Origin of the sequence: Sphingomonas sp. DBB INV C78 (genome assembly GCF_042693015.1) — a bacterium.
Lineage (GTDB): Bacteria > Pseudomonadota > Alphaproteobacteria > Sphingomonadales > Sphingomonadaceae > Sphingomonas_E.
On record NZ_CP170544.1, the window covers coordinates 2462017 to 2479333 of the forward strand.

Genomic DNA, 17317 nt, shown 5'->3' on the forward strand with positions numbered 1-17317 from the left:
ACATGGCCAACCCGTCGAGCGACGAAATCGCGACCTTCCTGCGCGAGCAATATCTGCTCTGGAACGACCAGAAGCGCGATGAGCTCATGGCATATTTTCGCCGCATGGCGCCCAACGGCTTCACGATCGAATATGTCGGCCGCCTGCCCCAGGACGGCGAGCAGGCGATGGAGGAGATGTTCGCCCAATATGGCGGGAAGTGCCGCACAGACCTTCTCCAGCTGCTCGTCAACGGCAATGAGGCGGCAACCTATGTCGACAACCGCTTCGTCGACACCGATGTCGGCATGCCGAGCATAGAGACCTACAAGTTCGAGGATGGCCGGATGCAGATCCGCTATTTCCACCAGGCCTGATACAGCAACCGGAGAGGATCAGGCATGACCCCGGATTATGGCGCGGCCGGCGAGGAGCGTATGCGGGCCTTCGTCGAGGCGCAGACGGGCGGCCGGATCATCCGCATGGAACGGCAGACGCGCTGGCGGCCCGCCTGGTTCGTCGATGTCGAGCGCGACGGCGAAATCCTGCATCTTCACCTTCGCGGTGACCGCGAGGGCGATGTCTCGATCTTTCCCGAACTGAAGCGCGAAGCCGATGTCATGAGTGTGCTAGGCGACCATGGCATTCCCGTGCCGCGCATCCATGGCTATTGCGCGGACCCGCCGGCGATCCTGATGGATGCCCTGCCCGGCAGCCGCAACGTGGCGGACGCTGCCAGCGACAGCCAGCGCCAGGCGATCGCGCGCGACTATATGGCCGCGGTGGTCGCGATGCATCAGGTACCGGTCGAGGCGTTTGCCGAAAAGGGCATTGCCGTCCCCGAGGGCGCGGAAGCCATCGCACTGGCCGGACTCAATGCCTATCTGCCGCACTATCGCCGGACCAAGAGCAAGCCCGAACCGATGCTCGAGTTCGTCATTGGCTGGATCCGGCGAAACGTCCCGCGTCATCGGAGCATTCCTTCCTTCATCCAGTTCGATTCCGGCCAGTTCCTGTTCGAAGATGGCCGCATGACCGGCCTCTACGACTTCGAATTCAGCATGATCGGCGACCCGATGGTCGATCTCGCGACCATGCGGATGCGTGACAGCTACGAGCCGCTGGGCGACGAGCTGCGCACGCTCTGCGGGCACTATGAGGCCTTCAGCGGCCAGAGGGTGGATCACGCGGTCATCGACTATCACACGCTTCAGTTCGCGACGCTCGGCACGATGCAGTTTGCCGGCACGGTCGGCGAGCCTCGGCCCGGCGATCCGCATGCCGTCTATCTCGAGTTCGACCTCGCGCTGCGCCAGACGATCCTGCTCGCCATGGCCGCGCTGACCGGCGTCACGCTGGAGGAAGAGCCGCCACTCACGCCGCGATCCGGTGACAATGAAGCCCTGATCGCCAAGCTCGCGGATACCGTGGCCGGCATCGAAGGCGCTTCCGAGATGGACAGGTCGGGCAAGGATTTTGCCGTCCAGTTGCTCGAATGGGTCGCCCGCAGCGACGCGATGGGCGCAGAAGTCGCCGCGCGCAATCTCGCCGACGTCGGCGCGCTTCTGGGACGGGATTTTGGCTCGTGGTTCGAGGCGGAAACGGCACTCGAGACCTTTGTGCTCGACGCCGGGCCGGACCAGGACGAGCGGCTGCTGCGACTGTTCGGCGCGATCGAAGCCCGTCGCATGCTGCTGTTCAGCCCGACCCGGATCGGCCAGTCCGCATCCCACGTCTGCCTGCCGCCGACACGCTGACCCTATCGGCCGGCAGGACCGGCGTGCCACATTCTATAGAATATGGCGTCACGAACATCGCCGCACTGGTGATGCTGTGAGGTGGCATGACGAGCGTTCGTGAAATCGGAGCCGGTGAGGCCTTTGTCGGACGCCTGGCCTCGCCCTCCACGCTCCGCCAGGCGGTCGTCGACAAATTGCGCGACGCCATTGTTTCCGCGGAGATCGCACCCGGTACGCTGCTCCGAGAGACGGCTCTCGCCCGAAGTCTCGGTGTCAGCGCGACACCGGTCCGCGAGGCGCTGGGCGAGCTCGCCTCCGAAGGGATCGTCGAGATCCAGGCCCATCGCCTGAAGCGAGTGACTCCGATCGATTTTCCCGCGACCCTCGACCTGTTCCGGGTCCAGACCGAATTGTGGCGGCTCGGCTATGTCTGGGGCCTCTCGAAGGTCGGCGTCGAGCAAATTCGCCTGCTCGAAGCCGCCATAGGCCGCTATCGCGCAGCACTCGATGCGGCCGATTTTCCCGCAATCATCGGCGCGGGCCACGATTTCCACACGGTATTCATATCGGCGTCGGCCAACAGCGAGTTGCTGCGTTCCACGCTCGACCGGCGATCGCTGATCGCCCGCTTCATTCTCCTTCATGGCCGCTCGACCCTGTCCTTGAAGGGCCTGCGTCATCATGAGGCCATGCTCGCCGCTTTCAGACGAGGCGACACGGCCGACCTGCTTGCGCGCCTCGACCAGCTGTCCGCGCGTCTGATCGTCATGGCGCAGCACGCTCCCGGACAATCGGTCCGTCCCACTCCCCTCCGACCGGTCAACTAGAAGAGGCCAGCATGGATTTCGAACTACCCGAGGAATATCGCGCGTTCCGCGACATGGTCCGCCGCTGGGTCGACAAGGAGGCCCCCAAGGACTGGGCGCGCATGCTCGAGAAGGACGAGCATAATTATCCTTTCGTCCTGTGGGACAAGCTGACCGAAGCGGGCCTACACGGTGTCGGCATCTCCGAGGATTATGGGGGCCAGGGCGGCGACGTTGTCACCCAGATGCTGCTCGCGCGCGAGCTCGCGCGGACACTTGGCGGCCTCGCATGGATCTGGGGCATCACCTCGTTCGCGGGGTCCAAGTCGATCGGCCTCTATGGCACGGCCGAGCAGAAGGCGAAGTTCCTGCCCGAGATCGCCAATGGGCGGCTCAAGGCGGCGATCGCCTTCACCGAACCGGCCGGCGGCACCGATCTCCTCGGCTCGATGCAGACGACCGCGGAGCGTGTCGAGGGCGGCTGGGTGCTGAACGGCGAGAAGATCTGGAGTTCGTCGGCCCATGTCGCCGATTATCTCCTGCTCATCGCCCGGAGCGACAAGACCGCCGAAAAAAAACATCAGGGCCTGACGCTCTTCTGGGTGCCGACTACGACCGATGGCGTGAAGGTCACGCCGCTCGCCAAGCTCGGCATGCGCTCGATGGGGTCGTGCTCGATCCATCTCGACAATGTGTTCGTGCCGGACGACCTGGTCCTCGGTGAGCCGCACAAGGCCTGGTACATGCTTTTGCCCACGCTCAATAACGAGCGGATCATGGTCGGCGCCTTCTGTCTCGGCGTCATCGACGGCGTCCTCGAAGACGCGGTCGACTATATGCAGCAACGCAAGGCCTTCGGCGGTATCATCGGCCGCTTCCAGGCCCTGCAGCATTATGTCGCCGACATCGCGACAATGCAGAAGACCACCGAGCTGATGCTGCATTTCTGCGCAGGCAAGCAGAGCCGCGGCGAGAATGTCGGTGTCGAGGCGAACATGCTCAAGCTCATGGCTTCGGAGAATGCCAATGCGGCGGCCGACATGGGCATTCAGATCATGGGCGGCATGGGCTATTCGGCGGAAACCGACATGCAGCGCTACTGGCGCGATTCCCGCCTGTGGCGGATCGGCCCCATCACCAACGAAATGGTCCGCAACGGCATCGCCGAATCCCTCGGGCTGCCCCGATCCTTCTGATGCTGGTCGCCTTCGCCGACCAGCAAGCCTTCATCCATGGAGAGTGAAATGGGATTCGAATTCCCGGTGCTTCCAAAGCCCGACCATGTGCCAGCCGAACTCGTTCAGCCCTTCCCGTTCGTGTTCGGGCTGACGACCGACAAGGACCCGTTCAACGACCTGGCCGACTCCGTGCATGAAGGGCCGGACATCATTTACGCGATGCACGCCTATCCCGGCGGCACGCCTGCATGGGTGCCCCGGCGGATGGCCGATCTGCGCAAGATCTATTTCGATACGGAGCATTTCTCGAGCAAGGACTTCTCGCCCTTTTCCAAGCTGATCGGCGAGACCTGGAACAACCTGCCGGCCGAGCATGACCCGCCGATGCACGGGCTCTATCGCAGCATGGTCAACCCGCTCTTTACGCCAAAGGCAATGGCGGCTCTGGAGGACCGGATCCGTGCTTATGCGCGCGATTATATCCTCGCGTTCCAGACCAAAGGCGAATGCGAGTTCATGGCGGACTTCGCCTTCGAATTCCCGATCAAGGTCTTCATGGAACTGATGGGCCTGCCCCATGACAAGACCAGCGAGTTCCTCGACTGGGAGATGAACCTCCTCCACAATCATGACCTCGGCAAGATCGCCGCTGCCACCCGCAGCGTCGTCGACTATCTGCGGGGCGAGATCGAGGACCGGCGGCGCAATCCGACAGAAGACCTGATCAGCTGGGGCGTCCAGGCACAGGTCGAGGGCCGCTCGCTCACCGAAGACGAGCTGATGGGCTTCTGCTTCAACCTTTTCATTGGCGGGCTGGACACCGTCTCGACCAACATGGGCCTCCATTTCCGGCATCTCGCCGAGCATCCGGACGACCAGGCGCTGCTTCGCGCCAGTCCGGCCCTCATACCCAATGCCATCGAGGAGATGATGCGCGCCTATCCGGCGGTGACGACGTTCCGCACCTGCATCAAGGAAACGGAACTGAATGGCGTGCGCTTCCTGCCAGGCGACAAGGTGGCGATGAGCACGACTCTCGGCGGCCGCGATCCGGCCGAGTTCCCGGACCCCGCCGCCGTCCGCTTCGATCGCAGGCCCCGCCATGTGAGCTTCGGCTTCGGGCCGCACATCTGTCTCGGCATGCACCTTGCGCGTCGCGAGATGCGGATCGCCATGGAGGAGTTCCTTGCCCTCATCCCGGAATTCCACCTGCCGGAGGGACATGTCGTCGTGAGCCATATGGGGATGATCCAGCCGGTGGCGCTGCCGCTGGTCTGGAAACCCTGATCGACGGAACCGGTGGGGGTGCGGGTCAGCGCCCCATAGCGAACCGCGCACCCTAGAGAGCGATAGGTCCGGAACCCCGGAGGGGGAGGCAAAAGACCCTCCCCGACTGGAGCGATGCCGATGCAATGGGACCTGGATTTCGATATTGTCTGCGTGGGATCCGGGCTTGGAGGCCTGACCGCAGCGCTGACAGCGGCCGAGCATGGTGCTCGCGCGATCGTGCTGGAAAAATATGAACTTCTCGGCGGCGTATCAGCCTTGTCGTCGGGGCAGCTGTGGCTCGGGCCCAACCATCTGGCTGAAGCGGCCGGCATCGCGGATACCGAGGCGGCGGCCGAGGCCTATCTCGGTCACCTGTCCCAGGGTTTTGCCACGCCCGAGCGCCGGGCCAATTTCATCAGACGGGCGCCCGAGGCGCTCCGCTACCTAACCGATGTTCTTGACGTCGAGATGGCCGTCGTCCGCGGGCTTCCCGACTATTATTTCCCGGCCGTTTCCGGGTCACAGGCCGAAGGGCGCTATGTCGAGGTTCTGCCCTTTCCGGCCGACAGACTGGGCGACTGGGCCGACAAGGTCCTGACCTCGCCATATGGCGACGGCTACAGTTTCACCACCTCCAATGAGTGGGTCGAGATGCAGAAAGGCGGGACGCCTGTGGGCGTCTGCCTCCTGCGCCACGTTGAAGCAGGCGAACGGTGCGCCGGGGCGGGTCTCGCGGCCGCGCAGGTGCTCGCCGCGCGCGATCGGGGCGTCGAGATGCGGACATCGACCGAAGTGATCGATCTGGTGCTCGATGATGGCAAGGTTGCCGGGGTCATCGTGCGCGATGCCAAGGGCACCCACCGAATTCGCGCGCGATCGGGTGTGGTGCTCGCGACCGGCGGCTATGACTGGAAGGCCGACTATGTCCGGGCATTCGATGCCTTGCCCGCGGCCGGCAGCATGGCTCCGCCCACCATATCCGGCGACCATATTGTCATGGCGGCCAAGGCGGGCGTGATCCCCGTGCCCGCCCGCGCTCCGTCGCAAAGCCCGATCTTCGTCGGCTACAAGGTGCCGGCGGAGACCGTCTATGGCGAGCCATCCTATCGCATGTGGCTGCCGGGCGCGCCGCATTGCATCGCGGTCAACGCCACCGGTCATCGCTTCGCCAATGATGCCTTCTATCCCGATGTCGCCACCAAGGTTGCGCGCTTCGACGGGCAGCAACAGGGTCAGCCCAATTGGCCGGCTTGGATCGTCTTCGACCAGAACATGCTGGACAAATATGGCATGCTGCCGGGCTGGCCCGGCCAGCCGATGTCCGAAGGCATGGGGGTGACGGCGGCAACCCTTGGCGAGCTGGCGGTGGCGACGGGAATCGACGCAGTGGGCCTTGAGGCTACCGTGGCCCGCTTCAACCGGTTTTGCGAAGACGGGGTCGACCATGATTTCGCGCGCGGCTCGGTGCCGTGGGGACGGATCATGACCGGAGACCCGCGACTTCCCAATCCCAATATGGCGCCGCTGGAGAAAGCACCTTTCCATGCGGTGAAGATCGAGCGGGTGACGATGGGCGTGCCGACAGCGGGCCTTCCCATCGACATCGATGCCCGCGTCCTCGCAGCCGATGGCCTGCCCGTTCCAGGACTTTATGCCGCGGGCAACTCGGCCGCCTGGCTCGACATTGGTGGCGGCTACAATAGCGGCATCGCGAACACGCGCGGCCTTCTTTACGGCTATCTGGCGGCGCTCGACATGGTACGCACGCGCCGCGCCGACGCACCAACGGACACGCAAGGGGTTCCGGCATGACGTGGTTCGAAGGACGGGTCGCGCTGGTAACGGCGGCCGCCGCGGGCATCGGTGCGGCGACGGCCGAAGCTTTTGCCAGGCATGGCGCGCGCGTCATGCTCTCCGACATCAACAGGGACGCCGGAGAAGCCATGGCGGAACGTCTGAAGTCCGCGGGCCATGACGCGCATTTCCTGGCGGCGGATGCGACCGTCGAAGCGGATGTCGAGGCGCTCGTGGCCAAGACGGTCGAGACGCTCGGCGGCCTGCATTTGGCCGCCAATGTCGTGGGCGATGCCCATCCTGGCGCCGGCGGCCCGGAATTTCATCTCCAGACGCTCGATGCCTGGGAGCACACCATGGCGGTCAGCCTGCGCAGCGTCTTCCTCAGCCTCAAGCATGAGATCGCCCACATGATCGAGCATGGGGGCGGTGCCATCGCTAATGTGACGTCGCTTGCCGCCCTCCTCCATGTCGGCGTATCGGGCGCCGCCTACGCCGCTTCCAAGGCGGGCGTCGTCCGCCTCACCAAATTTGCCGCGGTCAATTATGCCGACCGCGGCGTCCGGGTGAACTGCATCGCCCCGGGCGTGACGCCGACGCAGGCCTATAACAAGGCAGGTCCGGAGATCGGCCAGATGGTGATCGACGATCTGCTCGCCCATCAGCCCATCCGCCGGACCATCGCGCCGGCCGAGCAGGCCGAGGCGATCATGTGGCTATGTTCGGACGCTGCCGCGATGGTGACGGGGCACATCCTGCCGGTCGACGGCGGCTGGACGGCCCAGAGCTGAAGCGTGCCGGGCGCCCGCGGCGCCTAGCCGCCGGTTCCGGCAAAGGTCTCGTCGACCCCCATCTTGCGGGTGAGGTCGGCCATGTCGAGATATTCGCGCCAGCGGCTGATCAGGCCCTGCTCGTCGAATTCATAGATCGCGACCATCTGGTGGGGGCAGGGCTTGCCCAGGATCATCGCGGTATCCGATCGCTCCTGCATGACCATGACGTCGCTCGACAGGATATTGACCTCATTGCACTTGTTGTTGGTTGCAATCCGCTTCTGCCGCTCGATCTCCTCGCGCAGCGCCGCCTTGCCTTTGACGATCGGCCCGCCCGGCACCCATAATTGCCATTCGGCATCCTCGGCCATCATCGACAGGATCTTTTCGACGTCCGGCTTGGTCTCCAGACTGCCGTCACCCCACGCCGCACAAAATTCGCGGACAAGTTCCTCCTGCTTCCGGCCCATCTCTCATTCCTCTCTTCTGTGTTTCAGGATCCGGCCAGCATCTTGCGGGTGACCCCGACAAAGGGGACGGTGCAGCTCAGGCCACCGTCCACCGAGTAGAGCATACCGTTGACGTAGCGGGATTCGTCGGACGCCAAGAAGACGGCCATCGCCGCTATGTCCTCGGGCTCGCCAATGAATGGCACGTTCAGTATCTCGAGAAAGGCCGCATCCATTTCCGGCGTCGACCATGCCTTTTTCGAAGGCGTCTGGGTCGGCCCCGGCAGGATCGCGTTGCTGCGGATACCCTGCTTGCCGAAGGTTGCCCCGATCGCCTGGACGAACCAGTTGAGCGCCGCCTTGGACGGGCCATAGCTATAGGCGGTGACGTCCCCGCCAAGCGAACTGCCCGACGAGGTGAACAGGATCGATCCGCCGCCCTGTTTCAGCATGTGCGGGATCGCCAGCTTGCTGGCGAGCACGCCGCCCAGCACGTTGACGCGCATATTGGCGTAGAAGACTTCCGGGTCGAACTTCAGGAAGTCGAGATCCCGCATCACGAAATCCTTGTTCACGAACAAGGCGTTATTATAGAGGACGTCGATCCGGCCATGGGCGGCGATGACCGTCTCGATCATCGCCTCGAGGTCGCGCTCTTCACCGACGTCGACCTTCATGGCAGTCGCTCTGCCTCCGGCCGCGACGATCTCGCGGGCGACGGCATCGGCGGCATCCTCATGGATGTCGGTGACGATGACGGTCGCACCCTCCTTCGCGAACATCCCGGCACTTGCCCGGCCGATGCCACTGCCAGCTCCCGTGATGATGCTGACCTTGTCGGCCAATCGGTTCATTGCACACCCTCTTCCGGCCCGCTCCTGATCGAGCCAAGCAACGCTGTCACCGGCGGGTGCGCAAGCAGCTTAATTGGACGCACCGTCCAACGTGCCGGCCCGCCGTCCGGAAGGTCACGATCGCATTTGCCTCCAGGATGACCACCTCCTGGGCAAAAAAGGATGCGCGCGATGGGCGACGGGCTTTCTCTGGACCATTATCGGCTGCTTGGACGGTCTGGTCTGCGTGTCTCGCCATTGTGCCTTGGCACAATGACCTTCGGTGAGACATGGGGTGCCGGCGAAGCAGAATCGCGCCGCGTCTTCGATGCCTATGTCGATCGTGGCGGCAACTTCATAGACACGGCCGGCTATTATGCCCGAGGCCAGTCCGAAGCGCTGACCAGCGCCTTCGCGAGTACCAAGCGCCAGCGGCTTGTCCTGTCGACCAAATATTCGCTGGCCGTGGAGAATGGCGATCCGAACGCGGCCGGAAACGGCCGCAAGAGCCTGATCGCGTCGGTGGAATCCAGCCTGACGCGCCTCGGTACCGATTATATCGACCTGCTCTATCTGCATGTCTGGGACGACACGACACCGGCCGATGAGATCCTGCAGGGGTTCGACGACCTGATCCGCAGGGCAAGATCCTCTATGCCGGCATTTCCGATACGCCGGCCTGGCAGGTGGCGCGGATGCAGACGCTCGCAGAGCTTCGGGCCTGGCCGCGCTTCATCGGAATGCAGGTCGAATATAATCTGCTGCAAAGGGCGGCCGAACGCGAGCTGTTGCCCGCGGCTCTGGCCATGGGGATCGGCGTCCTGCCCTGGTCGCCGCTCGGCAGTGGCGTGCTGTCCGGCAAATATGCGACCGGAGCAACCATGCCCGCCGGAGAAGAAGGCGGCCGCGGCACGCTTATCAATTCGGTCGGACGGATCAACGCCGGGTCCATCACCGTCGCGGACACCGTCCAGGCCATCGCCGACGAAATCGGAGCGACGTCGGCGCAGGTAGCTATCGGATGGACCTTCAACCATTCGGCAGTCACCGCTCCGGTGATCGGTGCAAGGACCTTCCGCCAGCTTGAGGACAATCTCGGCGCTCTCGCCATTTCGCTCGATCAGGCCCAGCTGGCCCGGCTCAACCAGGCGACCGCCATCGACCTCGGCTTTCCCCACGACTTCCTGAAGGGCGGGCACATCATCGAGGGCCTTACGGCGGGTACGAAGGTCGCGGGACTAAGCTCGCCTGCCTGACCTATTGGGTGACCTCACGCGGCAGGTTGCGCGCCGCCGCCAGATAACTGGCGATCGAAAGCAGGAGGAAGGCGGCGATCGCGATCATCGCGCGCTGAAGTCCGACCGCCGAAGCTTCATGGCAGGCAGGCGATAGAAGGGCATGGCCCTTCATGCCGAGGCAGGTCTCAGCATAATTCCCGGCGAAGGCGGCAGCGGCGAGCCTGTCGCTCAGATAACCAAGCAGCACGGACCCCAGGCCCAGCCCCATGACGGTCTGGCCGAAGCTGTGAATGGCGGCGGCCGATGCGCGCATCCGCGGTTCCACGAGCGTCTGCGTTACCGTCATGATCGTCGGCAGGAATGCGTAGAGACAGGCTGTCGCCAGGAAAAGGAGCCCCATCAAAAGGCGCCAGTCGTCCTGGTAGATGGCTGCGACGTAGAGCGGCAGGCCCAGGCACAGGAGGAGCGCCGGCGTCCAGCCATACCAGCGTATGTCGCGCCGCCCGAGACGGTCGGCAAGATGCCCGCCGACCAGCGTGCCCAAGGCTGTGGCCAGGCTGAAGGACAAAGCAAAGGCGAGGCCCGCTTGCGAAAGGTCCATGCCGTGCCGGCGGACCAGAAGCGGGATCAGGAACAGGTTCAGGCCAAAGCCGACAAGTCCGACCATGCCGCTGCCGAAGGTCAGGTGGAGGAAAGCCGGCGAACGCCCCAGCCGCCTGAGAACGGCGCCGAACGAAGGTGCGACATCCCCGGCGCTGTCCCGCGGGGGCTCGGGCACGGTCAGATACAATAACAAAGCGAGCAACAGCCCCGGCAAGCCGACGACCGCGAAAGCGAGACGCCAGCCAAAGGTTTGCGCGATGGCGCCACCGGCCACCGCGGCGATGGCGCCGCCAAGTGGCACGCCGACGGCGATGACCGAAAAGACGAAGGCGCGGCGCCCAGGTGCAAAGCGATCCGAGATCATTGAGACGAGCGCAGGCGTGAAGCCCGCCTCGCCGACTCCGACACCCATCCGGCAAAGGAGCAGCTGCACAAAGCTGCCTGCGGCACCGCACAGCATCGTCATGAGCGACCACAAGGCCGTGACCGCCGCAATGATACGGACGCGATTGTGCCGTTCGGCAAGCCGGGCCAGCGGAATGCCGAGCGCGGCGTAGAAGAATGAGAAAGCGAGCCCACCCATCAGACCGAGCTGGAGATCACTCAGTGCGAGGTCCTTGCGGATCGCCTCACCGAGGACGGAAATGATCGTCCTGTCGATGAAGTTGAACATGTAAATCAGGCCGAGGATCAGGAGGAACCATCGATCCCTGGTGCTGAATGCCCCACTCATGCCTCACCCTTCCCTGCCGCACCCGCCAGACCTGTTGGAGAAGTGCCCGTTTGCGATCAAGCCACCCGGCCATCGCTCCGCGCCTTCCGAGGGATAGGCGGCTCATGCTCGACGCCGGAGTCGGGGCAGGAATCATTGACGAACGGAAAAGGCAAGCGCTGCTATTTGATACACTTTATACAACTTCTAACTAATCTGTTCATTTTTGTCTTGAAAATGGCGCCAATTTGACCGACGTCGAATCCACCTCTCGCAAATGGTGAAACTGATGAAATTTCCGATGATTTTGGCGGTAGTCGCCGCAACCGCGTTGCAGGCCCCCGCCTTTGCACAGACCGAAGCCCCGGCCATCAAGGCGCGCGCCACGGTCTATTCCGCCGATGGCACCAAGATTGGTCGCATCGACAAGCTGGTCGAGGATTCGAGCGGTGCGGTGACGGGCGCGCGCATCGTCTATCGGGGCAAGTTCATCACCATCCCGGCGAACTCGCTTGCCGCCGATGGCGATCATCTGAAGACGAGCCTGACCAACGACGTGCTCAAGAAGATGTAGCACCGGGGCATGGGGGAACCTGTGGCCCGGGCCCGCGATCATGCTAGGACGCGAGCCATGGCAGTCACAGCTTCCCCCGGCCGTCGCGGTCGCAGGCCCCTGGTCGAAGGCCCCGCGCTCGACCGGAAGCGCCTGACGGATACATTGGTGGAGATGGCGCACGCCCGGGGTATCGAGGCCCTGAGCATCCGGGCGGTTGCGCAGGCGCTCGGCGTTTCTCCCCGCCTCATCTACCTTCATGTCCGCGACAAGGAGGAAATGCTCGGCCTGCTGACGGACGAGATCCTGCGGGCGCGGATGCCCGATCTGACTTCAGGGGATTGGCAGACGAGGTTGCGCCGCATCGTCGCGGCCGTCCATGTCGCCTATCGCGACGTACCGGGATCGGCAGGTTTCATCCTCGGCAGGAGCGCCAACCGCCTTGACCAGCCTCATGCCCTCAAAATTCGCCAGGCAATCTTCGCAGCCCTCGGACAGGCGGGGCTCGACGAGCGGCAGTGCGAAGAGATGCTGATCCTTTTCTCGGTCGTCGTGCTGGGCAATGTCGTCATTGCCGAAAGCCTGCCCGCCGCCGATGCCCAGCTCGCGGTTCGACGAGAGCGGGTCGAGGCAGCCTTTGCGCGCAGCACGGACATGCTGCTCGACGCGATTGAAAAGGCGGCAACCGACCGCCGTGACTGAACAGGACAGGATGCCCTTATGACAGACAGGCTGGATGGCCGCGTCGCGATCGTCACCGGCGCCGGAGGCGGCATTGGCGCCGCCACGGCGGCGCGGCTCGGACGCGACGGCGCAAAGGTCATTGCCGCGGATCTCCAGGAGCCGCAGCTCGACGGCGCAGTGAACGAGGCCTTCGACCTCACGGACGAAGGGTCGATCGCAGCCTTCATCGATCGGGTGATGGCCCGCTTCGGGCGGATCGATATCGTCCACAACAATGCGGCCCTCCAGAGCGAGGCGCAGCGCCAGCGCGACCTCGACGTTGTCCAGCTCGATGCCGAGGTCTGGGATGCCGCCATGGCCGTGAATGCAAGGGGCCCGATGCTGCTTTGCAAGCACGCCATTCCGCACATGATTGCCGGAGGCGGCGGATCGATCATCCACTCTTCGTCGGGCTTCGGGCAGCTGGGAGAATCGACACTGACGGCATATGGCGCCTCAAAGGCGGCATTGATCAACCTCAGCCGCTTCATCGCCACCCAATATGGTCGCGAAAAGATTCGCTCGAACGTCATCATCATCGGCTTCGTGCTGACGCCCGTGGCGATCGCGACGACCCCCCAGGAGATCAAGGACCTGATCGCGGCCCAGCATCTTCTGCCCGAGCTCGGCACGCCCGAGAATATTGCGGATGTCGTCGCCTTCCTGGCCTCCGACGACGCATCCTTCATCACCGGCGCAGCGATTCCGGTCGACGGCGGCTTTACCGCACATCAGCCGACCTTCGCCGACATGCGGGCCTTCTTCGCCAAAGTGGGCGGGTCCAAGCTCTAGCGCAGGTCCGCCATGCTGCGGACCGGCGCAGTCACACCATCCCAGTCGAGATGAGCAGCGTGCATGCGGCGAAGGGAGTCCTCCATGGCCGGCGAAATCTCCATGAGCTCGACATAGCCGCCATTGCCCGAACGCGTGTCGAAGAGGCAGAAGCGCTCACCTGACGGCATCTGCCCGCTGAAGGCGATCTCGTAGCCGTGACCCGACAACCGCTCGACCCCTTGGTCATAGGCGATGCGCAGCATCACATGATGATAGCCCTCACCATGGGCATCGAGCATCTCCCCGAACACCGACGGCCTATCGTTGGTCTGCTGGAGCAGTTCGATGAGCAGGCCGCCGGAAAAGCCGAAGGCGACCCGCATCGAGACCTCAGTCGGCTGTCCCCGATAGAGCTGCCCGGGCAGCACCGGTACGTCGAAGACGAAGAAGGGCCCTGCCCCGATCACCCTGGTCCAATGCTCGAGCGCGCGGTCGATGTCGGTCACGACCTGGCAAAGTTCGAGAATCGCGCCGTCCGGTTGCATCTCAATCCTCCCGTCTCGCCCACGCCGCGTCGCAGGTCCTCGCCGCATGCAGTCTGGCCCGTTCGGCGATCTGCCGACGACGCCCGGCGATCTCGATCCGCGGCGCGCCGGCCGCCAGTACCTGATCCAGCGCATCGGCGGCAACGAGGCGAACATCGCGAATAAAGGTCGCCGGATCGGCGCCAGCCGGGACACCCTGCCAGCGAACCATCATCCACCCTTCCGCCAGCGATACCGTATCGATCCAGTTGGCAATGCCGGGGTCAACCGGGGACAGCACGAAGGTCGCCGTGCCATCGGGATTGAGGGCCGTCTGGGCCTTGTTGAGGCTGACGGTCCGATGCATCGGATCGGGCGAGATCGTCCACGGATCCGACACCTGGAAGCCCGTATAATAAGAGCCGGCCGGGTCGAGCGTCAGGACAAGGGCCTCGTTTCCGGCAAGGCGGAATCGCCCGCCCGCCAGATAACCCCACCCGCCATCGCGTCCATTGGGCCCGACGAGCCGGTTGGGTTCGGGATATCCAAGAAAATCGTCCTTGAACCCGGCCCAGAAATGCACCCAGGCGGGCATGTCGGCGATGACCGTCGTGGCAATCTCGTCCTCGCTGCGCGGCTGCCAGCCCGTCGGCGGATCGAGCCGCCGCACGCTGACCTCGGCCGGGACCTGCGACCAGTCCGCCTGGCTGTCGCGGGTGTAGATCTGGATGCGTCCGGGCTCTGTCCGGAAATGAAAGGGACCCGCGCCATTATCGTCGGGGCCGACCGTGACGATGACCCGGCGATCCGCGTCGGCTCCGGCCAGCAGGTCCTGAAGCGTGAAAGCCCCGATGTTCCGGCCAAGTCCGGCATGATGATCGGGCTCCATCTCGATGACGATGCTGAACTGGGGCGGATCCTCCGAAAACCGGATCGCGATCTCGTAGCGGCCCTCGCCCGCGATCGGGATCTCCCGATTGAAATTGTCGGGATTGTCGATCGCGACGGCGGCTCCCGGATAGACATGGTCGAACCAGGGCCTGGGCGCATTGCTGACGTTCCAGACGACCCGCGGATCGGCGACGTCGCCATTGGCTTCGCGCATCGCAAGGGCGAGCACCCATTGATCGAGCGCGCGATCGAGCAGGATGCGCCCATCGAGTGACGCGGCAACCGCATCCGCCAGCAGGACGCGCCGGGCGCGCTCGCGTGCTGCTCGCACGTCTGCGCGCTCAATCAGCCGCAGCGCCAATGTTTCGGCTGCGCGCTGGTCGGCCGTGTGGAGCGGATTGGCGCTCATGAGATCGTTCCGACGCGACCGCCTTCGGTGAAGATGGTGCTGCCGGTCGAATAGCTCGAGCCGTCGCCCGCCAGCAGGATCGCGGCACCGACGGCCTCGTCGGCCGCGCCGAAACGCTTGATGGCATTGCGCTCGGCAAGGCCAAGGCCGCGATGGATCTCGGCTTCCTGTCCGTCCGGGCTCATCGACCCGACGCAGAGCGCATTGACGCGCGTGTGCGGCGCCAGCGCCTTTGCCAGCGAGCGGGTCAGGAAGGCGAGCGCCGCCTTGCTCACGCCATAGGCTATCGCCGGTGGAATGGGCGTGAAGCCGCCGCAGCTCTGGACCGAGATGATGCTGCCCTTGCCATGGGCCTGCATGTCTTCGGTGGTGAGCTCGGCAAGCCGCCAGGTCGCCATCAGATTGACGTCGAGCGCGGTCTTCCACACCGCATCGTCATTGTCCCAGATGCCCTTGCCGTCCTTGCCGTAGACGATCCCGGCGGCCGCATTGTTGAAGACGATATGGATCGGACCAAAGGCCTTGCGGGCAGCCGCGACAAGGCCGACGAGATCGGATTTCTCGCCCGCATCGGCGGCCACCGCGATTGCCCTGCCCCCCTTTCCCGCATTGATCTCGGCCGCGATCCGTTCGAGCCGGTCGACCGAGCGGGCCGACACCACGACATTGGCACCGAGCTCGGCATAGGCCCTGGCGACATGGTCGCCGACGCCCGGACCGACGCCGGTGAGGATGGCCGTGCGGCCGTCGAGGCGGAAGCGGTCGAATACGCTCATGCTGGTTCCTTGGTGAGGGGGCGGCCGAGCAGGTGGCCGAAACGATCATAATAATCGGCGAGCCGCTCATGGACTTCGGCCACGTCGATGCCGAACTGCTCGGGACTGTGCCGATGCTTGCCGAGGCGGCCGGCAGCAGGATTGTCGGTGAGGAACTGCGTGATCCGCCGTCCATGTTCCTCGCCGAACGGCAGGGAAAACCGCTCGTAGATGCGGGTCACCGTGCCCTTGGGATCGGCGACGACATCCTTGTGAGCGAGGTCGATGATGCGAGCCTCGATGTCGGGATGATCGAGACGTGCGCGGGTCGCACGCTGCATACCCGCGCTCCACATCTCAAACACGGATCGCCCGATCGCATGAAGATCCTTGTCTGCACCGAAGGCGGCGAGAAAGCCCGCGATCATGCTCGCAAGCGAAGAGAAGGTGAGCACCGGATCGCGATGGGTCCAGACGAGCATGGCTCCGGGATAGGCGTCGACGAGACCGGGCAGGTCGAAGAGGTGCTGGGGTGATTTGAGCGTCCAGCGTCCCCGAGGCCCCTTCCACTGGAATTGCTGGAGCATGCGCTTGTGCGTGCGATACTGGCCTTCGGGCGGATTGGCCTGGAGCCACTCGGCAAAGGCCGGCACGCCGAATTCGGCGGGGAAATTGGTGCTGCCGAAATGGAGCATCATGCCATGATTGCATTCGCCGGGCTGGGTACAGTCCATCCGCTGGATGTCGGCGAGCTGCGGCGCATGCTTCAACCAGTTCTCGTAGATCGACTGCACCTGGGCGATGCGGGGATCGCTGTCGAACGTGGCGATCTCGGGGGCGGGCCAGGGGATGTACCATTCCCACTCGCGCGGTGCGCGCGCGGCGGGATCGAGGCAGAGAAGATCATAGACGATCGTCGTTCCCGTCCGCGGCAGTCCGCAGACGATCAGCGGGTCACCGACATCCCGGGCAAGGATTTCTGGATGGCATTTCGCATCCTCGACATAATGGAAGCGTGCGGACAACAGCCCGACGATCTTGGCATGCAGGGCCGACCGGAGATGGTCCGGCGCCTCCATCGTCGCAACGGCGGCGACGAGCTGATGCAGGCCTTCCATGAAGCTCAAATCGGGTCCGAGGTCCTCCAGGCCGGTGGCGAGCTTCGCTTCCTCGATCAGCGCATCGACGCCTGGAAAGCCTGGAAGTCCCGTCATCTGACACCCTCTCCCGAAATGTCCCTGCAGCGTGACGCCGCCACTATATCCACAGTGTATATTTATTGAGCGCAAGGACCGTCAAGCGGGCGACGCCCGCG

At 64.3% G+C, this 17317-nt stretch carries 17 protein-coding genes and 1 pseudogene; 11 read left to right on the plus strand and 7 right to left on the minus strand.

The annotated features are described in order from the left end of the window. Positions 1 to 2 precede the first annotated feature (2 nt). From ACFB49_RS11620 to ACFB49_RS11650, 7 genes are all read left to right on the plus strand, one after another. Positions 3 to 356, plus strand: coding sequence for a hypothetical protein (locus ACFB49_RS11620; protein ID WP_380879589.1), 354 nt, complete (start codon positions 3 to 5; stop codon positions 354 to 356). A gap of 24 nt (positions 357 to 380) precedes the next feature. Beyond that, on the plus strand, positions 381 to 1736 hold the full coding sequence (locus tag ACFB49_RS11625) for a phosphotransferase family protein (RefSeq protein WP_380879591.1): 1356 nt from the start codon (positions 381 to 383) through the stop codon (positions 1734 to 1736). Between the two features lie 86 nt (positions 1737 to 1822). Further along, positions 1823 to 2545 (plus strand): GntR family transcriptional regulator, encoded by a 723-nt coding sequence (locus ACFB49_RS11630; RefSeq protein WP_380879593.1) that lies wholly within the window; start codon positions 1823 to 1825, stop codon positions 2543 to 2545. A gap of 11 nt (positions 2546 to 2556) precedes the next feature. Next, entirely contained in the window at positions 2557 to 3720 is a 1164-nt protein-coding gene (locus ACFB49_RS11635) for an acyl-CoA dehydrogenase family protein (protein ID WP_380879595.1), read from the plus strand. Between the two features lie 48 nt (positions 3721 to 3768). After that, positions 3769 to 4989, plus strand: coding sequence for a cytochrome P450 (locus ACFB49_RS11640; RefSeq protein ID WP_380879597.1), 1221 nt, complete (start codon positions 3769 to 3771; stop codon positions 4987 to 4989). A gap of 120 nt (positions 4990 to 5109) precedes the next feature. Further along, on the plus strand, positions 5110 to 6783 hold the full coding sequence (locus tag ACFB49_RS11645) for an FAD-dependent oxidoreductase (RefSeq protein ID WP_380879599.1): 1674 nt from the start codon (positions 5110 to 5112) through the stop codon (positions 6781 to 6783). Further along, positions 6780 to 7556, plus strand: coding sequence for an SDR family NAD(P)-dependent oxidoreductase (locus ACFB49_RS11650; RefSeq protein ID WP_380879601.1), 777 nt, complete (start codon positions 6780 to 6782; stop codon positions 7554 to 7556). The genes ACFB49_RS11645 and ACFB49_RS11650 overlap by 4 nt, the downstream gene beginning before the upstream one ends. A gap of 23 nt (positions 7557 to 7579) precedes the next feature. Here ACFB49_RS11650 and ACFB49_RS11655 read toward each other — a convergent pair whose 3' ends face one another. Both ACFB49_RS11655 and ACFB49_RS11660 read right to left on the minus strand, forming a co-directional pair. After that, positions 7580 to 8008 (minus strand): nuclear transport factor 2 family protein, encoded by a 429-nt coding sequence (locus ACFB49_RS11655; protein WP_380879603.1) that lies wholly within the window; start codon positions 8006 to 8008, stop codon positions 7580 to 7582. Between the two features lie 23 nt (positions 8009 to 8031). Next, positions 8032 to 8841 carry an SDR family NAD(P)-dependent oxidoreductase gene (locus ACFB49_RS11660; protein ID WP_380879605.1) on the minus strand — a complete coding sequence of 270 codons (810 nt, stop codon included), beginning with the start codon at positions 8839 to 8841 and terminating at the stop codon, positions 8032 to 8034. 252 nt (positions 8842 to 9093) lie between these two features. On the opposite strand from ACFB49_RS11660, the pseudogene ACFB49_RS11665 reads away from it, so the two are divergent. Beyond that, positions 9094 to 10076, plus strand: a pseudogene (locus ACFB49_RS11665) (aldo/keto reductase). A gap of 1 nt (position 10077) precedes the next feature. Here ACFB49_RS11665 and ACFB49_RS11670 read toward each other — a convergent pair. Beyond that, on the minus strand, positions 10078 to 11394 hold the full coding sequence (locus ACFB49_RS11670; protein ID WP_380879607.1) for a spinster family MFS transporter: 1317 nt from the start codon (positions 11392 to 11394) through the stop codon (positions 10078 to 10080). A gap of 268 nt (positions 11395 to 11662) precedes the next feature. Here ACFB49_RS11670 and ACFB49_RS11675 point away from each other — a divergent pair, with 268 nt between their 5' ends. The 3 genes from ACFB49_RS11675 to ACFB49_RS11685 are packed head-to-tail and all read left to right on the plus strand — an operon-like array spanning position 11663 to position 13441. After that, positions 11663 to 11947 carry a hypothetical protein gene (locus tag ACFB49_RS11675; RefSeq protein WP_232455640.1) on the plus strand — a complete coding sequence of 95 codons (285 nt, stop codon included), beginning with the start codon at positions 11663 to 11665 and terminating at the stop codon, positions 11945 to 11947. A gap of 57 nt (positions 11948 to 12004) precedes the next feature. Beyond that, the gene (locus ACFB49_RS11680) at positions 12005 to 12628 is read left to right on the plus strand and encodes a TetR/AcrR family transcriptional regulator (protein WP_010124707.1); all 624 of its coding nucleotides are present in this window, start codon (positions 12005 to 12007) and stop codon (positions 12626 to 12628) included. Between the two features lie 18 nt (positions 12629 to 12646). Further along, complete coding sequence (locus ACFB49_RS11685; protein WP_380879610.1) at positions 12647 to 13441, plus strand: SDR family NAD(P)-dependent oxidoreductase; 795 nt, start codon at positions 12647 to 12649, stop codon at positions 13439 to 13441. Here the strand turns inward: ACFB49_RS11685 and ACFB49_RS11690 are convergent. The 4 genes from ACFB49_RS11690 to ACFB49_RS11705 are packed head-to-tail and all read right to left on the minus strand — an operon-like array spanning position 13438 to position 17216. After that, a complete protein-coding gene (locus ACFB49_RS11690; RefSeq protein ID WP_380879612.1) occupies positions 13438 to 13968 on the minus strand; it encodes a VOC family protein in 531 nt (176 codons plus the stop codon). The genes ACFB49_RS11685 and ACFB49_RS11690 overlap by 4 nt on opposite strands. A 1-nt stretch (position 13969) precedes the next feature. Then, on the minus strand, positions 13970 to 15247 hold the full coding sequence (locus ACFB49_RS11695) for a hypothetical protein (protein ID WP_380879614.1): 1278 nt from the start codon (positions 15245 to 15247) through the stop codon (positions 13970 to 13972). Further along, positions 15244 to 16023 carry an SDR family NAD(P)-dependent oxidoreductase gene (locus tag ACFB49_RS11700; RefSeq protein ID WP_380879616.1) on the minus strand — a complete coding sequence of 260 codons (780 nt, stop codon included), beginning with the start codon at positions 16021 to 16023 and terminating at the stop codon, positions 15244 to 15246. The genes ACFB49_RS11695 and ACFB49_RS11700 overlap by 4 nt, the downstream gene beginning before the upstream one ends. Beyond that, positions 16020 to 17216, minus strand: coding sequence for a sulfotransferase family protein (locus tag ACFB49_RS11705; protein ID WP_380879618.1), 1197 nt, complete (start codon positions 17214 to 17216; stop codon positions 16020 to 16022). Before ACFB49_RS11705 ends, ACFB49_RS11700 begins: the two co-directional genes overlap by 4 nt. Positions 17217 to 17317 lie beyond the last annotated feature (101 nt).

Bases quoted from the DNA above. Each gene is read 5' to 3' on its own strand.
- ACFB49_RS11620 (WP_380879589.1), top strand. From the start codon at position 3: ATGGCCAACCCGTCGAGCGACGAAATCGCGACCTTCCTGCGCGAGCAA.
- ACFB49_RS11625 (WP_380879591.1), top strand. From the start codon at position 381: ATGACCCCGGATTATGGCGCGGCCGGCGAGGAGCGTATGCGGGCCTTC.
- ACFB49_RS11630 (WP_380879593.1), top strand. From the start codon at position 1,823: ATGACGAGCGTTCGTGAAATCGGAGCCGGTGAGGCCTTTGTCGGACGC.
- ACFB49_RS11635 (WP_380879595.1), top strand. From the start codon at position 2,557: ATGGATTTCGAACTACCCGAGGAATATCGCGCGTTCCGCGACATGGTC.
- ACFB49_RS11640 (WP_380879597.1), top strand. From the start codon at position 3,769: ATGGGATTCGAATTCCCGGTGCTTCCAAAGCCCGACCATGTGCCAGCC.
- ACFB49_RS11645 (WP_380879599.1), top strand. From the start codon at position 5,110: ATGCAATGGGACCTGGATTTCGATATTGTCTGCGTGGGATCCGGGCTT.
- ACFB49_RS11650 (WP_380879601.1), top strand. From the start codon at position 6,780: ATGACGTGGTTCGAAGGACGGGTCGCGCTGGTAACGGCGGCCGCCGCG.
- ACFB49_RS11655 (WP_380879603.1), bottom strand. From the start codon at position 8,008: ATGGGCCGGAAGCAGGAGGAACTTGTCCGCGAATTTTGTGCGGCGTGG.
- ACFB49_RS11660 (WP_380879605.1), bottom strand. From the start codon at position 8,841: ATGAACCGATTGGCCGACAAGGTCAGCATCATCACGGGAGCTGGCAGT.
- ACFB49_RS11670 (WP_380879607.1), bottom strand. From the start codon at position 11,394: ATGAGTGGGGCATTCAGCACCAGGGATCGATGGTTCCTCCTGATCCTC.
- ACFB49_RS11675 (WP_232455640.1), top strand. From the start codon at position 11,663: ATGAAATTTCCGATGATTTTGGCGGTAGTCGCCGCAACCGCGTTGCAG.
- ACFB49_RS11680 (WP_010124707.1), top strand. From the start codon at position 12,005: ATGGCAGTCACAGCTTCCCCCGGCCGTCGCGGTCGCAGGCCCCTGGTC.
- ACFB49_RS11685 (WP_380879610.1), top strand. From the start codon at position 12,647: ATGACAGACAGGCTGGATGGCCGCGTCGCGATCGTCACCGGCGCCGGA.
- ACFB49_RS11690 (WP_380879612.1), bottom strand. From the start codon at position 13,968: ATGCAACCGGACGGCGCGATTCTCGAACTTTGCCAGGTCGTGACCGAC.
- ACFB49_RS11695 (WP_380879614.1), bottom strand. From the start codon at position 15,247: ATGAGCGCCAATCCGCTCCACACGGCCGACCAGCGCGCAGCCGAAACA.
- ACFB49_RS11700 (WP_380879616.1), bottom strand. From the start codon at position 16,023: ATGAGCGTATTCGACCGCTTCCGCCTCGACGGCCGCACGGCCATCCTC.
- ACFB49_RS11705 (WP_380879618.1), bottom strand. From the start codon at position 17,216: ATGACGGGACTTCCAGGCTTTCCAGGCGTCGATGCGCTGATCGAGGAA.